Genomic DNA, 14,619 nt, shown 5'->3' on the forward strand with positions numbered 1-14,619 from the left:
GGGGCTGTTGAACCGTTCCGGAGTGGTCATGGCTTCACCCTAGGGAGGGTGGCGAACAGTGTTCAATGGTGCGGAAACGCGGGGTCACGCTTGTTCATGCAACGTCACATGGGGGCCTGGATCGGCGCCCCGCGGCGGCTCAGTCGCCTTTGACGTTGACGAGTTGCCGGAGCTTGTGCCGCACCCTGACGAGCTCCGCCGAGTCGCGCATGACCAGGTCGATGGGCTTGTAGGCGGCCGGGATCTCGTCGATGAACGCCTCCCGGGGCCGGAATTCGATGCCCTGCATGGCGTTCTTCAGCTGGGCGAGCGAAAACATCTTCCGGGCGGCGGTGCGGGAGTATTCCCTGCCGGCGCCGTGCGGCGAGGAGTTCAGCGACACGGGGTTTCCCAGCCCGACGACGACGTAGGACGCTGTGCCCATGGACCCGGGGATCAGGCCCGCGTCGCCTGCCTCGGCGCGGATGGCACCCTTGCGCGAGACCCAGACGGACCGGCCGTAATGCGTTTCCTGCGCGGTGAAATTGTGGTGGCAGTTGATCCGTTCGAGCTCCCGGACGGGCCCGCCGATCCAGAGTTCAAACTGCTGGACCACCCGGTCCATCATTTCCTCGCGGTTGAGCAGGGCAAAGTGCTGCGCCCACCGCAGTTCGCGGATGTAGCGGAGGAATTCGGGGGTGCCTTCCTCGAGGTAGGCCAAGTCGCGGTCCGGCAGGGCGAGGTGCCGGCGCAAGGCCACGCTGCGGGCCTCGGCGATGTGGCGCTGCGCGATCTTGTTGCCCACCCCGCGGGAGCCCGAATGCAGGAACAGCCAGACCGCTGCGTCCTCGTCCGCGCACACCTCGATGAAATGGTTGCCCGAGCCCAGCGAGCCAAGCTGCAGCTCCCAGTTCGCCGCGTACTTGGCCGGGTCAAAGCCCGCTTTCGCCGCCAGCCGCCGCAACTCGGCGAGCCGGGGTCCGGCGGTGGCGGAGATCCTGCGGTTGAAGTGGCCGGCGGACAAGGGAATCGCACGTTCGATTGCTTCGCGCAGCCGTCTCAGGTCCCGGGGCAGATCCTTGACTACATATTGGGTGCGGACAGCGATCATGCCGCAGCCGATGTCCACACCCACGGCGGCCGGGATGATGGCGCCCATAGTCGGGATGACCGAGCCCACCGTGGCCCCCTTCCCCAGGTGGGCGTCCGGCATCAATGCCAGGTGCGGGTAGATGATGGGCAGCTGGGCGGTGGCGACGGCCTGCCTCCGGGTTTCGTCATCCAGAATGGAGGCCCAGCTGATGAGTCGGCTGTTGATGGTTTCCAAGGATCTGCCCTCCCACGACGATGATCGTCGGCCGGTGGCCGGGTGGCAAGGGACGAGCTTCAGCGGTGAGTTCGCCGGGTGGCTTTGACGAGTGGTTTCGACGCGCCCCGCGGCCATTGCTGGCCCGGCGGCCGACTGCCATCCTTACTGGACCGGCACACGCAGGAAAGGACAAGACGATGCCCCTCTATCTGTCGAAGTTCAGCTATACACCGGAGACCTGGGCGAGATTGACCAGCAAACCGGAGGACCGCAGAAAAGCTGCCCAGGCCTATATCGAATCGGTGGGCGGGAAACTCCACGGCTTCTGGTACGCCTTCGGCTCCCACGACGGCTACAACCTGTGGGAGGCGCCCGACAACGTGTCCATGGCCGCGGTGGCTCTCGCGATCAGCGGCGGTGGCGCGCTCAGCTCCTTCGAGACGACGGTGCTCCTGACGGTCGACGAAACCATGGAGGCCCTGGCCAAGGCCGACCAGATCAAGTACCGGCCGCCGGGCACCTGACGGCGGCGGCACGGCTTCGGCGGCGGCAGGGCTTCGGCGGCGGCAGGCTCAGTCCTGCATGCGCTCCAGCCGGTACGTCAGCTTTGCCTCACGTTTGGGGTCGCCGCCCAGGGATTTGGTCCGCGCAATGTAGTCCACGCCCCACGTCTTCAGCAGGAAGTCGTCGGCGATCCGGACGTGGCCGGCGGGGAATTTGTAGTCCATTCCCTTCGCCACCGAGAACCAGTCGGCGGCGCCGAACAGCTTCTCGGCGTCGGCCACGGTCCGCACACCGTTGGCTGCCAGCACGTCCCCCAGCCAGCCGTACTGCCGGGCCTGGCTCCTGGGGTGTTCGGGCAGCAGCCGGGCAAGCATGTCGTGCAGGATGTCCCCGGTCAGCTCGGTCGCAGGGTTTGCGGCGAACTCGGCCGTGCTTTCGGCCTGCCGGCGTTTGACGATGTCGTTGATGGCGGAGAACTGGGCGTCCGCAAGTTCGATCAGGGTCGAGGCCATGGTGAACGCGCGGTCCACTTCCGCGTTGGCCTCCGCGAGCCCCTTGTAGCGGATGTCATGTTCGAACGCCGCCCACGCGTGCTGCAGCACGGTCCGGATCTGGACTTCGAAGCGCTCCCCGGTGAATGCTTGGCAGCCCACGGGAACGTTCCCGGCAGGGACCTCGAGGATGAGGTGCCGGCCGGCGTAGCCGATCTGGCCGTTCCGCCGCTGGGAACTCGTCTTATCGTCGTCCTCGCGGCAGCTGAACTGCCCCTTCAGGGCCGTGGCGACGTCCGCGATGTCAGGCTCCAGGAACATGATGATCCGGACGCCGATGAGGTCGTCCAGCTGCTCAAGGCCGCGTTCGTACTTGAATCTGCCGTCTGCGGTGAGGCGGTCCAGCTTCTCCTTGACCGAGCCGGGGTCTTTGACCCGTGCCTGCACGGTGTGGTGGTTGAGACCGTCGTCGCGGAGCCGGGCGCGGATGGCGTCCCCGATCGCGTCCGAGGCCGCAGTGAGCCGGGGCAGCAGGAAGCTGTAGTGCTCCAGGGATCTGGCAACAACGGAATCATGATCTTCCAACCGGTCCCCCTCGGATCATCGCGCAGCGCCTCTCATCAGCAGGGTATCCAAGGCCGCCGGTTTCAGCTAACGGAGCACCCGCAGCTCCGCCCGGGCGGAGAATCCGCATCAGATCGAGTAGCGCTCATCCTCGTGGTCGCCCGGATGGTCCCTGACGAGCCCGGCAGCCAGCGTGTTGCCGTCCTGCGGGTCGATGACCAGGAACGCGCCGGTCCGCCGGTGGTGCAGGTAGTTCTCCAGCGGCAGCGGGGCCGCGAGCCGCAGCTGGGCGTGGCCGATGTCGTTGAGCTCCAGCGTGGACGCCGGCTCCAGCCGGAAGCTGGCAAGGTCCAGCTTGCCGGTCACGTTCCGGACCAGCGCCTGAACCGTGCGGGTGCCGTGCTTGACCAGCACCTTCGCGCCCTCCCGCAGCGGCTTCGGCGAGAGCCAGCAGAGTGCCGCGTACAGGTCGGCGGTGGATTCGGCAAAAGTCCCGGCCGCGGCGATCGTATCCCCGCGGGCGACGTCGAACTCGTCCGCGAGCCGCAGCGCGACGGACTGCGGGGCCACGGCCTCGGCCAGCTCGCGCCCGGCGAAGTCGATCCCGGTGACGGTGGTGGTGCGCGGCGTCTGGCCCGGGGTCAGGACACTGACCTGGTCCCCCAGCCGCACCGTGCCTTCGGTGATCTGCCCCGCGTAGGCGCGGTAGTCCCGGTACCCCTCCGGATCCAGTCCGCCGGCGACGGCGTCGGGCGCCAGCGCACCCTGCGGCCGGATCACCAGCTGCACCGGGAAGCGGAAACTCTCGAGGTGACTTTCGAGTTCGTCGGCGGCGGGCAGCGTCTCGAGGACCTCCAGCAGCGCCGGGCCGGCGTACCACGGCGTGCGGTCCGAGCGGTCCACGACGTTGTCGCCGTCGAGCGCGGACACCGGAATGACCTGCAGGTCGGTGATGCCATCGGCGCCGAGCCCCAGCTCGCGGCCTACCTGCTGCACGTCGGCTTCAATCCCGCGGAACACGTCCTCGCTGAAGTCCACGAGGTCGATCTTGTTCACGGCGACAATCACGTGTGCCACGCGCAGCAGCTGCAGCACGGACAGATGCCGGCGGGTCTGCTCCAGCACACCCTTGCGGGCGTCGATCAGCACGACGACGGCGTCCGCGGTGGATGCGCCGGTCACCGTGTTCTTGGTGTACTGCACATGGCCGGGGCAGTCCGCGAGGATGAAGGTGCGGCGGTCCGTGGCGAAGTAGCGGTAGGCGACATCGATGGTGATGCCCTGTTCCCGCTCGGCGCGCAGGCCGTCGGTCAGCAGCGCGAGGTCGATCGCTTGCACACCCGCTGCGCCGGCCCCGCCGAAGCCGCGGTCCGCGGAGGTGCGGGCAACGGCGTCGAGCTGGTCCGCGAGGATCGCCTTGGAGTCGTGCAGGAGCCGGCCCACCAGGGTGGACTTGCCGTCGTCGACCGAACCGGCGGTAGCGAAGCGGAACAGGGAGGCTGAAGCAAGGTCGAGGCTTGCGGCGGCGCCAGGCACAGTTACGGTGGAGCTCATTAGAAATAGCCGTCTTTCTTGCGGTCTTCCATGGCGGCCTCGGAGATGCGGTCATCGGCCCGGGTTGCGCCACGTTCGGTGATGGTGGAGGCGGCAACTTCGATTACGACGTCGCGCACGGTGCCGGCGGCGGATTCGACCGCGCCGGTGCAGGACATGTCGCCGACGGTCCGGTAGCGGACGGTCTTGGTGATGACTTCCTCGTCCTCGCGCGGTTGGGAGACCTCACCGACCGCCCGCCACATGCCGTCGCGGGCGAAGACCTGCCGCTCGTGGGCGTAGTAAAGGCCCGGCAGGTCGATGTTTTCGCGTTCGATGTAACGCCAGACGTCCAGCTCGGTCCAGTTGCTGATGGGGAACGCCCGGACGTGCTGGCCCACGGTGTGCCGGCCGTTGTACAGGTTCCACAGTTCGGGGCGCTGGTTGCGCGGGTCCCACTGGCCGAATTCGTCGCGCAGGCTCAGGATGCGTTCCTTGGCCCGTGCCTTGTCCTCGTCGCGGCGGCCGCCGCCGAAGACGGCGTCGAACTTGTTGCGCTGGATTGCGTCCAGCAGCGGCACGGTCTGCAGCGGGTTGCGGGTGCCGTCGGCACGCTCGGCCAGCTCACCCGAATCGATGAACTCCTGGACGGAGCCGACGACGAGCTTGAGTCCCAGCCGCTCCACCGTCCGGTTCCGGAACTCGATCACCTCCGGGAAGTTGTGCCCGGTGTCCACGTGCAGCACAGGGAACGGCACCTTCCCCGGCCAGAACGCCTTAGTGGCCAGGTGCAGCATCACCACAGAGTCCTTGCCACCGGAAAACAGCAGCGCCGGCTTCTCAAACTCCGCAACAACCTCGCGGATGATATGGATCGCTTCCGATTCCAACGTGTCCAAAGACGACAGGCGGGCCGCGCGCGTAGCGGCAGAAGTCAGGTGACCCGACAGCAGAGCCGGAGCAGCAGATGCCGCCCCGGGAGTGGCATCGGGCCTTCTGTAGCTGGACGGCATGCTGCTTGCAGCATTGCCGTCCAGCGAAGGGGCGGGGGCGGCATCTGCTGTGGAGGCGGTGGTGGCGAAATCAGCCACCGAAGTAGGAAGGTTACTCATACGTGTAGTCCGCATTCTGTCTTGTCGGTTCCTGCCCAGCGTCCGGCGCGGGGATCATCGCCGGGCGCCACCTTGCGGGTGCAGGGCTGGCAGCCAATGGACGGGTAGCCCTGTGAAAGCAGCGGGTTGACGGGGAGAAGGTTGGCGTCGGAGTACTCCACCAGCTGGTCGAAGCTCCAGGCCGCGACCGGGTTGACCTTGACCAGGCCGTTGGCTTCGTCCCAGGTCACCAGCGGGGTGTTGGTGCGGGTGGGGGCCTCGTCGCGGCGGACCCCGGTGAACCAGAGTTCGTAGCCGGCCAGGGTGCGGCGCAGCGGGGCCACCTTGCGCAGCGCGCAGCACTGGGCGGGGTCGCGGGCGAACAGGTCCTTGCCGAGCAGCCGGTCCTGCTGCTCCATGGTGGTCTCCGGCAGCACGTCGACGACGTTGACGCGCAGGCTGGCCGCCACTTCGTCGCGCGTGGCGTGGGTTTCCGGGAAGTGGTAACCGGTCTCCAGGAACAGCACGTCGACGCCGGGGAGCTGGTCCGCGACGAGTGCCGGCAACACGGCGTCCGCCATGGAGCAGGCGACGGCGACGGCGGGCAGCTCGAAGTGGCGCGCCACCCAGGCGATCACCTCCCGGGCCGGGGCGTCCCAGCCGAGCTCGGCGGCGCCGGCCTCGGCAAGGGCCCGGAGCTCGTCACGGGTACGGAGGGTACGGAGGGCGGCCGTCACTGCAGGTCCCCCTCATCGGCGGCGAAGGCCCATTCGGCGAAGGTCTGGTCGCCGGTGCGGTCGGCGGCGAACTTCCGGACCACCCGCTCGACGTAATCCGGAAGCTCTTCGGCCGTGACTTTGAGGCCACGCACGGTGCGTCCCAGGCCCGCCTCCTCGCGGCTGTCCGAGGCCAGCCCGCCGCCGAGGTGGACCTGGAAACCCGGGGTGGGGTCGCCGTCGGGCGTGGGAAGCATCATGCCTTTGAGGCCGATGTCCGCGGTCTGGATGCGGGCGCAGGAGTTGGGGCAGCCGTTGATGTGCAGCGAGAGCGCCTGCGGGAGCTGCTTGGATTCGGCGAGGTCGGCGAGGCGGCGTTCCAGTTCGGCGACCGCGGTGGCGGCCGTGACCTTGGTTTCCACGATGGCCAGTTTGCAGAATTCGATGCCGGTGCAGGCGATGGTGCCGCGGCGGAACACGGACGGCCGGGCGGACAGGCCCAGGGCGTCGAGTTCGGCGACGAGCGGTTCCACCTGGTGCTTGGGCACGTCCAGGACCACGAGCTTCTGGTGCGGGGTGGTGCGCAGCCGCTGCGAGCCGCGGGCTTCCAGGGTGTCGGCGAGGGCCACCAGCTGGCTGCCGGAGAGGCGGCCGGCCACCGGGGTGGCGCCGATGAAGAACCGGCCGTCCTTCTGTTCGTGCACGCCGATGTGGTCGCCCGGGGTGGCCGGTTTCGGGGCGGCGGGCCCGTCGTCGAGCTTGTAGCCGAGGTATTCGTCCTCAAGGACGCGGCGGAACTTCTCCGGCCCCCAGTCGGCCAGCAGGAACTTCAGGCGCGCCTTGGTGCGCATCCGCCGGTAACCGTAGTCGCGGAAGATGCTGGTGACGCCGAGCCAGACGTCGGCGGCCTGGTCCGGGCGGACGAACGCGCCGAGGCGCTTGCCCAGCATCGGGTTGGTGGACAGCGCACCGCCCACCCAGAGGTCGTAGCCGGCGCCGAACTCCGGGTGGACCAGGCCCACCAGCGCGACGTCGTTGATCTCATGGACCACGTCCTGGCTGGGGTGGCCGGTGATGGCGGTCTTGAATTTGCGGGGCAGGTTGGCCAGTTCCGGGTCGCCGATGAAGCGCTCGGCGAGCTCCTGGATCAGCGGCGTCGGATCGATGATCTCGTCCTTGGCGATGCCCGCTACCGGGGAGCCCAGGATGACGCGGGGCACGTCGCCGCAGGCCTCCGTGGTGGACAGGCCCACGGACTCGAGCCGACGCCAGATCTCCGGCACGTCTTCGACCCGGATCCAGTGCAGCTGGATATTCTGCCGGTCCGTGAGGTCGGCCGAGCCGCGGGCGAAGTCGACGGAGATCTGGCCGATGACGCGCAGCTGTTCGGTGCTGAGGGCTCCGCCGTCGATCCTGACCCGGAGCATGAAGTACTTGTCCTCGAGTTCGTGCGGCTCGAGCGTGGCGGTCTTACCGCCGTCGATCCCGGGCTTGCGCTGGGTGTAGAGGCCCCACCAGCGGAAGCGGCCGTGCAGGTCGGTGCCGTCGATCGAGTCGAAGCCGTGCTTGGCGTAGACCGATTCGATACGCTCGCGCACGTTCAGGCCGTTGTCTTCCTGTTTCCAGGTTTCGTTGGCGTTCAGCGGGGCTGTGCCGTCCACTTTCCACTGCCCGTGCGGCTTGGCCGCGGGGCGGGGTGGGCGGTTGAGGCGGCCTGCGGCAGCCTGGTCCGGGGACGCTCCGGCTAGAGCTGTATCAGTCATGGATCGACTGTAGGGGCGCCCGTAATGGCGTCACAAAGGGTCAGAAACGCGGGGACACCTAGGGCAACATTTCGTCATGTAGCGCTGGCCGCAACCGCCGCGTCGTAACGCGCCAGGGCGATCTCGGCGAGGACCGGCGAGGGCAGCAGCGGCGCGGTGACCAGATCCGCGCCGGCCTTGGCCAGCTGGTCGTGGAAGAAGCCGGGCGCCAGGAGGTAGGCCGCGATGACCACGCGTCCGCCCAGGTCCACCGCCCCGGCCGAACGCCCCGCGCCCGCGCCTCCCGCAGCCTCCTCGCGGAGCATGGCGACGGCTTCCGGCACCGACGGCTTGGCCGAGGCGCCGTACGCGGCCACGAGCCGGTTGGAGCGGAGGGCGCGCAGTTGGCCCGCGAGTTCCTCGACGTTTTCCGCGGCGGTGGCGTCGGAGGACCCCGCGGCGGCGAGGATCACGGCGTCGTTGTCGGTCACGCCGGCCTCGCGCAGCCGCTGGTCCAGCAGAGCCGCCAGCCGCGGGTCCGGTCCCAGCGGTGCCGCGGCGAGGGTGCCCGGCCGGCTCTTGACCGCCCGGGCGATGTCCACCTTGACGTGGTAGCCCACGCTCAGCAGCAGCGGCACGACGACGGCGGTTTGCCCCGCCGGGAGCCCCGCCACGACGGCCGGCAGTTCGGGATCCTGCACGTCGACGTAGGCCTCGCGGACATCGAGCCCGGGGCGCAGGGCAGCGATCCCGGCCCGCAGGGCATTGACCTCCGCCGCGCCGTGCGTGCTGGAGGTGCCGTGGGCGCAGGCGATCATGATGGGGCTATTCATAGCCGTTAGCGTAACCTTGGAGCCGCCCCATCCGCCCCCTGCAACCGACCGGGACGACCCATGACCTTTTCCTTTAGCCTTGTTATGGTCTGGCTGGACCTGGCCGGCGTCTTCTTCTTCGCCGTCTCCGGTTCGCTGCTCGCGGCGCGGAAGCAGTTCGACATTGTCGGTTCCCTGCTGCTGGCCTCCGTGGTGAGCCTGGGCGGCGGCGTCATCCGGGACATCATCATCAACTCCGGGCCGCCGGCAGCCTTCACCAACCCGGCGTACCTCGCTCCCCCGCTGCTGGCGACGGTGCTGGTGTATTTCCTCTTCTCCAGCGTCCAGCGCTTCACGTCGCTTTTGGTCCTGTTCGACGCCGGCGGCCTAGCCCTGTTCTGCATCACCGGAACCCTGAAGGCCCTCGCCGCGGGCATGCATCCGGTGGCCGCGGTGCTCCTGGGGGTCACGACGGCGGTGGGCGGCGGCCTGCTGCGGGACATCACCGCCAACGAGGTGCCGCAGCTCTTCGACCCCAAGGACATCTACGCGTTGCCGGCGTTTGCCGGGGCCGCGCTGACCGTGGCGCTGTCCGTCACCGGAACGTTCACCGCGTTGACGGCCAGTGCGGTGGCGGCCGTGGTTTTCGCCTTCCGCGTCACGGCCTGGCGGCGCCACTGGTACGTGCCGCTGGCGGTCCGCGGCTGGCACCGGCTGGGGCTTGATGCGGCCGAAACCGGCCCTAAGGATTAGCTAGGATAAGAACCATGACTGACATGTTCCTCGAGAAGTTCCGCGCGCTTGTTCCGAAGTATCTCGAAGACGAATGGCAGGAAGAGGACGGGCTGCCGGCAGACGAGCTGGATGTGGCCCTCGCCGAGCACCAGTTCCAGGTCCCGTTGGTCCTGCGCGAGTTCTACCTGGCCCTCGGCGGTTGCGAGGACCTCATGGAGGCCTACCACTACTTCTGGGACCCGGAGGAGCTCGAGGTCGACGACGAAGGTTTCCTGATGTTCCTCGAGGACGAGGAGGAGCAGTTCACCTGGGGCTTCCGCGTGGGCGACCTCAGCGTCCCGGACCCGATCGTGTACCGCCGCAACAACGCCCGCGGCCAGTGGAAGAGCGAGGAAGGGACCTTCTCCGAGTTCGTCTTCGACATGTTCGAGTGGGCCTTCAACGACGAGGACGAGGACTAAGACCCGCCGGCCGGCCCTCCCCGGCTTTCCCGGCTGCCCGGCCGCGGAGTACGGCTCGCTGTCCGTTGCCTCCGCCGACCTTCCGGCGGCACTTTGGCACGGACACGCCGCCGCCCGGTCCGGCATTCTCCGTTCGCGGCTCCAAAGTAGCCCCGGAATGCCCCCGACACCGGTCCTCACGGCCGGAAAGCACCCGCTCGCCACAACTCCAGCACCGCGCGGACCTCTGCGACCATCCGCTGCGGGTGATGGACGACGTCGTCGTAGCCGAACCTGAGCACCAGGTAACCACTGACCACGGTCGCGTTGTTGCGACGGCGGTCCTTCTTCACCTGCCGCGGCTCCAGGTGCGGCGCGCCGTCGGTCTCCACGACGATGCAGTCTTCGACCAGGAAGTCGACCTCCCCGACGCCGGGGATCTCGACATGCCTGCGCACCTGGAGCCCGGCCCGGGAGAATGCCGTGTTGGCGAGTACCTCCAGCAGCGAGTCGGCCCGGGGAATAACCAGGTCCAGCACCGACCTGGCGCGAGCGTTGCGGTTTCCCGGAAGTTTCCCTCGGAGGAAAGGCAAAGTGATGTCCCCGCGGCCCGCGGCGCACTGGACCATAACAAGGGCCTCCAATTCGGGCAGGCAGCGCAGGGCATGAATCAGGACGTCGGCCAGCCCTGCCATCGGGAGTCCGGGGTGCCGGGGATGCAGCAAGGGCCCGTGTGCTACAGAGCCGGGCGGCGCCGACCGATGGCCGAGACACAGATGTAAGCTTCGGGCGGGTGCCAAGGTCCATAAGCCGTAGCCAGGGGCAGCCGACAAGCACGTCAGCAGGCCCTTCAACTCGCAGGCGGCTCGGTAGGTGCTGGAATCCCGCGGCAGTCCGTAGTGCCCGCGGCGGATCCTCACCATGGCTCCATCGGCCACAGCCTGGCTGACTCGATGGCGGCTGAATCCTGCCCGGTTGAGGTCACCCGCGGTGGCCGTTCCGCCCCGTGAGGCCAGGAAAGTGGCAACGTCCATCCAACCACTGTGCCCGCTCAGCAGACCGCGGCGTCCAGTCCGACCGCGATATGTGGACAACCCCGCTGCAGCCGAGGGGCACTTTGACACGGACACGCCGCTGAATCAGGGCCGGCGCACCCCTCCAAGGTCCAAAGTGCCCCTACAGCGCCACACAACCCGGCGCCCGCAAGTCCGTGACAGCTGATTTACAGAAACGCTAGACAATATGACACAACTGTCATAAGCTCATTCATGGGTTCACCAAATGCCTCCGGTGAATCTGATGCGAACGGAGAAATGGCCCCGGTTCCGCACAACGTACGACTCGTAACGTTGTGAAGAACCGGGGCCATTCCGTTTTACGTCTCGGCCCCCCGGGCGGGAGGCAGGAATGTCCCGCCGGAACCCGTTAGCTGCTGCGGTCCACCACGGCGTGCGCGAAGCTGGTCAGCGAATCCTTGACCACGCCCTCGGGCAGCGGGGCGAGGGCAGCGATGGCTTCGGCGGCCCAGGCACGCGCCACCGTCCAGGACTCGGCGGTAACGGGATGTTCGCGCAGCCCGGCGACGGCGGCCGCGAGGGCCTCGTCGGAGCTGAGGTCGCCGTCGATCAGCTTCAGCAGGTCGACAGCGGACTGGTCGCCGTCGGCCGCGGCCTTGCGCAGCAGCAGCACCGGCAGCGTGGGCACACCTTCGCGGAGGTCGGTGCCCGGCGACTTGCCGGACTTGACCTTCACGCCGGTGACGTCAATGACGTCGTCGGCGAGCTGGAAGGCCACACCAACCTTCTCGCCGTACTCGACCAGCAACGCCTCGTAGGCGGGGTCGGCGTTGGCGAAGATTGCACCGAGCTGGCCGGAGGCAGCCACCAGCGAGCCGGTCTTGTCCGCGATCACGGACAGGTAATGCTCTACCGCATCCTCGTCCGGCCGCGGGCCTACGGTCTCGTGCAGCTGGCCGAGGCAGAGCCGCTCAAAGGTGCGGGCCTGGATGCCGAGGGCACGGGAGCCGAGCTCGGAAACCAGAATCGAGGCCCGGGCGAAGATGAGGTCGCCGGTCAGCACGGCCACGGAGTTGCCCCAGACCTCGTGCGCCGTGGGGGCGCCGCGGCGGAACGGCGCGGAGTCCATCACGTCGTCGTGGTACAGGGTGGCCAGGTGCGTCAGTTCGACGACGACGGCGGCCTGCACCACGGCGGGCAGCGAAGCGTCGCCCAGGTGCGCGCAGAGCAGCGTCAACAGCGGCCGGATGCGCTTGCCGCCGGCTTCCACCAGGTGGCGCGACGTCGCGTCGGCCAGGGGATCCGAGTTGGCAATGGCCTCGCGCAGCTTTTTCTCCACCCGCGCCAGGTTGGTGGTGATGGCCGGGCCCAGTTCCGGGTCCCCGGCGATGGCCGCAAACCCTGCCGGCAGCTGCAGCCCGGTGGCGATGGCGGTGGTGTTCAGGTCGGGCTCTAAGCCCGGCAGGCCGTGTCCGGCGTGCGTCCAGCTTTGGTCTGCGGAGTTGGTCACGGGTTAACCCTAACTTTTTGTTGCGGAAACCGCGGAGTCGAGTCTGGAACGGTACCGGTATTGGACGTCGCCGGGACCAGGGCCTCAAGGACCCGGATCATCCGGTCCTCGATCCCCTTGGCGGAAGGGTCGGTCAGGTTGGCCAGCAGCCGGACCACGAACTTCATCAGGACCGGCAGGGGCATGCCCGTCCGCAGGGCCAGTTTCATCACGGCCGGCTTGCCGATCACCGCGGCAAAGGCCCGGCCCAGGGTGAAGTGCGAACCCCACTGCCCCCGCACGAAGCCCGCATAGCCGGCCAGGCGCGCGTCGGCGTCGGCCGTGCTCCAGCCTGCCGAGGCGGAACGCGCCGCGGCGTCGATGATGTACTCGGCCGCGAAGCGGGCGGACTCCATGGCGTAGGAGATCCCCTCGCCGTTGAACGGGGAGACCATCCCGCCGGCGTCGCCCAGCAGGAGCAGGCCCGGCGAATAGTGCGGGGTGCGGTTGAAGCCCATCGGCAGCGCGGCGCCACGGATCTCGCCCACCTGGTTCTCCGGCGTGAAGCCCCAGTCCGCGGGCATCGCGGCCGTCCACTCGCGCAGCACCTGCTTGTAGTCCAGCTTGCCGAATTCCTTGGAGGAGTTGAGGATCCCCAGCCCCACGTTGGAGGTGCCGTCGCCGACGCCGAACACCCAGCCGTAGCCGGGCAGCAGCTTGCCGTCGCGGCCGGGAAGCTCCAGCCAGCCTTCCATCCAGTCGTCATCGTGCCGCGGGCTGGTGAAGTAGGTGCGCACCGCCACCCCCAGCGGCCGGTCGTCACGCTTCCGGATGCCGAGCGAGACGGCGGTGCGGGTGGAGTTCCCGTCCGCGGCGAGGACGACGTCGGCGCTGAAGTCCTGCGTTTCGCCGGTCTTGCGGCCGGCCTCATCGAGCAGGGCGGCGCGGACGCCGGTGACCCGGCCGTCCGCGGAGCGCAGCGCCTCGGTGACGCTGTGGCGTTCCAGGACGACGGCGCCGGCGGACTGGGCGTGCCGGGCCAATTCCTCATCGAAGCCCAGGCGGGTGCGGATCAGGCCGTACTGCGGAAAGTCGGAGACCTCGGGCCAGGGAAGTTCAATGGTGCGGCCGCCGGCGATCAGCCGCAGCCCCTTGTTCCGCCGCCAGCCCTCGCTTTCAGGGTGCGGCAGGCCGAGCTTCTGGATTTCCCGGACGGCGCGCGGGGTCAGCCCGTCACCGCAGACTTTCTCGCGCGGGAAGCTCGTTTTTTCGAGCACCGTGACGTCGAGGCCGGCCTGGGCAAGGTAGAACGCGGCGGTGGATCCGGCCGGACCTGCCCCGACGATCAGTACTTTCACAGCAGCTGTCGGCTAACGTTCGGGCCGGGTGATGTTGCGGCGCAGCTTGGCCACGGGGCCGGTGTGGTTGGCCAGGGCCGCGGCGCCCGCGGCCGGGCCGGTAGCCGGGCCGGCCGGCTTCTGCGCACGGTGGACGGCGACGATCCCGCCGCTGAGGTTGCGGTACGTCACGGACTCCCAGCCGGCTTCCTGCAGCCAGGCGGCGAGGTGGTCCTGGTCCGGCCAGGCGCGGATGGATTCGGCGAGGTAGACGTAGGCGTCCGGGTTGGAGGAGACCTTGACGGCAATCGCGGGCAGCGCGCGCATCAGGTACTCGGTGTACATGGTCCGCCACAGCGGCACCACCGGCTGGGAGAACTCGGCGATAACCAGCCGGCCGCCGGGCTTGGTGACCCGGAGCATCTCGGCGAGGGCCTTCTTGGGCTCGTTGACGTTGCGCAGGCCGAAGGAGATGGTGCTGGCGTCGAAGGTGTTGTCCGCGAAGGGCAGGCGGGTGGCGTCGCCGGCGATGAAATCGATGTCCGGGCGGCGGCGCTTGCCGACCTTGAGCATGCCCAGGGAGAAGTCGCAGGCGATCACGTCGATGCCGGCGTCCGCGTACGGCTCGCTGGACGTACCGGTGCCGGCGGCCAGGTCCAGCACGCGCTGGCCGGCCTTCACATCCATGGCTGCGACGACGATCCGGCGCCAGCGGCGCGTCTGCCCCATCGACAGGACGTCATTGACGACGTCGTACTTAGGGGCGACGTCGTCAAACATCGTGGCTACTTCGTCCGGACGCTTATCCAAGGATGCTCGGTTCACCCCGTTATTGTCTCAAATCTTCGACCCACCCCCTAA

14 protein-coding genes and 1 pseudogene are annotated in these 14,619 nt (G+C 68.4%); 3 read left to right on the forward strand and 12 right to left on the reverse strand.

What is annotated here, in order from left to right:
* Positions 1–139: 139 nt before the first annotated feature.
* A complete protein-coding gene (locus AC1MBE_RS06220) occupies positions 140–1,306 on the reverse strand; it encodes an RtcB family protein (RefSeq protein ID WP_479781604.1) in 1,167 nt (388 codons plus the stop codon).
* Positions 1,307–1,485: 179 nt separating this feature from the next.
* On the opposite strand from AC1MBE_RS06220, the gene AC1MBE_RS06225 reads away from it, so the two are divergent.
* Positions 1,486–1,812 carry a GYD domain-containing protein gene (locus AC1MBE_RS06225; protein ID WP_479781606.1) on the forward strand — a complete coding sequence of 109 codons (327 nt, stop codon included), beginning with the start codon at positions 1,486–1,488 and terminating at the stop codon, positions 1,810–1,812.
* A 48-nt stretch (positions 1,813–1,860) separates the two neighbouring features.
* Here the strand turns inward: AC1MBE_RS06225 and AC1MBE_RS06230 are convergent, their stop codons facing one another.
* The 6 genes from AC1MBE_RS06230 to AC1MBE_RS06255 all read right to left on the reverse strand — a co-directional run bounded on the left by AC1MBE_RS06230 (position 1,861) and on the right by AC1MBE_RS06255 (position 8,762).
* Positions 1,861–2,868 (reverse strand): GTP pyrophosphokinase, encoded by a 1,008-nt coding sequence (locus AC1MBE_RS06230; RefSeq protein WP_479781608.1) that lies wholly within the window; start codon positions 2,866–2,868, stop codon positions 1,861–1,863.
* Between the two features lie 108 nt (positions 2,869–2,976).
* The gene (locus tag AC1MBE_RS06235; protein WP_479781610.1) at positions 2,977–4,401 is read right to left on the reverse strand and encodes a sulfate adenylyltransferase subunit 1; all 1,425 of its coding nucleotides are present in this window, start codon (positions 4,399–4,401) and stop codon (positions 2,977–2,979) included.
* Complete coding sequence (gene cysD, locus AC1MBE_RS06240; RefSeq protein WP_479782501.1) at positions 4,401–5,393, reverse strand: sulfate adenylyltransferase subunit CysD; 993 nt, start codon at positions 5,391–5,393, stop codon at positions 4,401–4,403. Before cysD ends, AC1MBE_RS06235 begins: the two co-directional genes overlap by 1 nt.
* Positions 5,394–5,488: 95 nt before the next feature.
* A complete protein-coding gene (locus tag AC1MBE_RS06245; RefSeq protein WP_479781612.1) occupies positions 5,489–6,208 on the reverse strand; it encodes a phosphoadenylyl-sulfate reductase in 720 nt (239 codons plus the stop codon).
* Entirely contained in the window at positions 6,205–7,950 is a 1,746-nt protein-coding gene (locus tag AC1MBE_RS06250) for a nitrite/sulfite reductase (protein ID WP_479781619.1), read from the reverse strand. The genes AC1MBE_RS06245 and AC1MBE_RS06250 overlap by 4 nt, the downstream gene beginning before the upstream one ends.
* A 74-nt stretch (positions 7,951–8,024) precedes the next feature.
* Complete coding sequence (locus AC1MBE_RS06255) at positions 8,025–8,762, reverse strand: sirohydrochlorin chelatase (protein ID WP_479781620.1); 738 nt, start codon at positions 8,760–8,762, stop codon at positions 8,025–8,027.
* Between the two features lie 60 nt (positions 8,763–8,822).
* Here AC1MBE_RS06255 and AC1MBE_RS06260 point away from each other — a divergent pair, with 60 nt between their 5' ends.
* Positions 8,823–9,494: a trimeric intracellular cation channel family protein gene (locus AC1MBE_RS06260; RefSeq protein WP_479781622.1), complete on the forward strand. Its 672-nt coding sequence runs from the start codon at positions 8,823–8,825 to the stop codon at positions 9,492–9,494.
* A gap of 14 nt (positions 9,495–9,508) precedes the next feature.
* Positions 9,509–9,937, forward strand: a complete 429-nt coding sequence (locus AC1MBE_RS06265; protein WP_479781624.1) for a hypothetical protein — start codon at positions 9,509–9,511, stop codon at positions 9,935–9,937.
* Between the two features lie 176 nt (positions 9,938–10,113).
* Here AC1MBE_RS06265 and AC1MBE_RS06270 read toward each other — a convergent pair whose 3' ends face one another.
* The 5 genes and pseudogenes from AC1MBE_RS06270 to AC1MBE_RS06290 all read right to left on the reverse strand — a co-directional run bounded on the left by AC1MBE_RS06270 (position 10,114) and on the right by AC1MBE_RS06290 (position 14,583).
* On the reverse strand, positions 10,114–10,641 hold the full coding sequence (locus AC1MBE_RS06270; protein WP_479782503.1) for an endonuclease domain-containing protein: 528 nt from the start codon (positions 10,639–10,641) through the stop codon (positions 10,114–10,116).
* 222 nt (positions 10,642–10,863) lie between these two features.
* A pseudogene (locus AC1MBE_RS06275) lies at positions 10,864–10,950 on the reverse strand (hypothetical protein); the annotation flags it as partial.
* A gap of 391 nt (positions 10,951–11,341) precedes the next feature.
* Positions 11,342–12,442: a polyprenyl synthetase family protein gene (locus AC1MBE_RS06280; RefSeq protein WP_479781626.1), complete on the reverse strand. Its 1,101-nt coding sequence runs from the start codon at positions 12,440–12,442 to the stop codon at positions 11,342–11,344.
* Positions 12,439–13,779, reverse strand: coding sequence for a geranylgeranyl reductase family protein (locus tag AC1MBE_RS06285; RefSeq protein ID WP_479781628.1), 1,341 nt, complete (start codon positions 13,777–13,779; stop codon positions 12,439–12,441). The genes AC1MBE_RS06280 and AC1MBE_RS06285 overlap by 4 nt, the downstream gene beginning before the upstream one ends.
* Positions 13,780–13,791: 12 nt before the next feature.
* On the reverse strand, positions 13,792–14,583 hold the full coding sequence (locus tag AC1MBE_RS06290; protein ID WP_479781630.1) for a demethylmenaquinone methyltransferase: 792 nt from the start codon (positions 14,581–14,583) through the stop codon (positions 13,792–13,794).
* Between the last annotated feature and the right edge of the window lie 36 nt (positions 14,584–14,619).

It is taken from the genome of Arthrobacter sp. BG5 (assembly GCF_056680155.1).

Excerpts from the sequence above, each read along its gene's own strand:
- AC1MBE_RS06255 (WP_479781620.1), bottom strand. The coding sequence starts at position 8,762 with ATGAATAGCCCCATCATGATCGCCTGCGCCCACGGCACCTCCAGCACG.
- AC1MBE_RS06250 (WP_479781619.1), bottom strand. The coding sequence starts at position 7,950 with ATGACTGATACAGCTCTAGCCGGAGCGTCCCCGGACCAGGCTGCCGCA.
- AC1MBE_RS06235 (WP_479781610.1), bottom strand. The coding sequence starts at position 4,401 with ATGAGCTCCACCGTAACTGTGCCTGGCGCCGCCGCAAGCCTCGACCTT.
- cysD (WP_479782501.1), bottom strand. The coding sequence starts at position 5,393 with ATGCCGTCCAGCTACAGAAGGCCCGATGCCACTCCCGGGGCGGCATCT.
- AC1MBE_RS06265 (WP_479781624.1), top strand. The coding sequence starts at position 9,509 with ATGACTGACATGTTCCTCGAGAAGTTCCGCGCGCTTGTTCCGAAGTAT.
- AC1MBE_RS06225 (WP_479781606.1), top strand. The coding sequence starts at position 1,486 with ATGCCCCTCTATCTGTCGAAGTTCAGCTATACACCGGAGACCTGGGCG.
- AC1MBE_RS06260 (WP_479781622.1), top strand. The coding sequence starts at position 8,823 with ATGACCTTTTCCTTTAGCCTTGTTATGGTCTGGCTGGACCTGGCCGGC.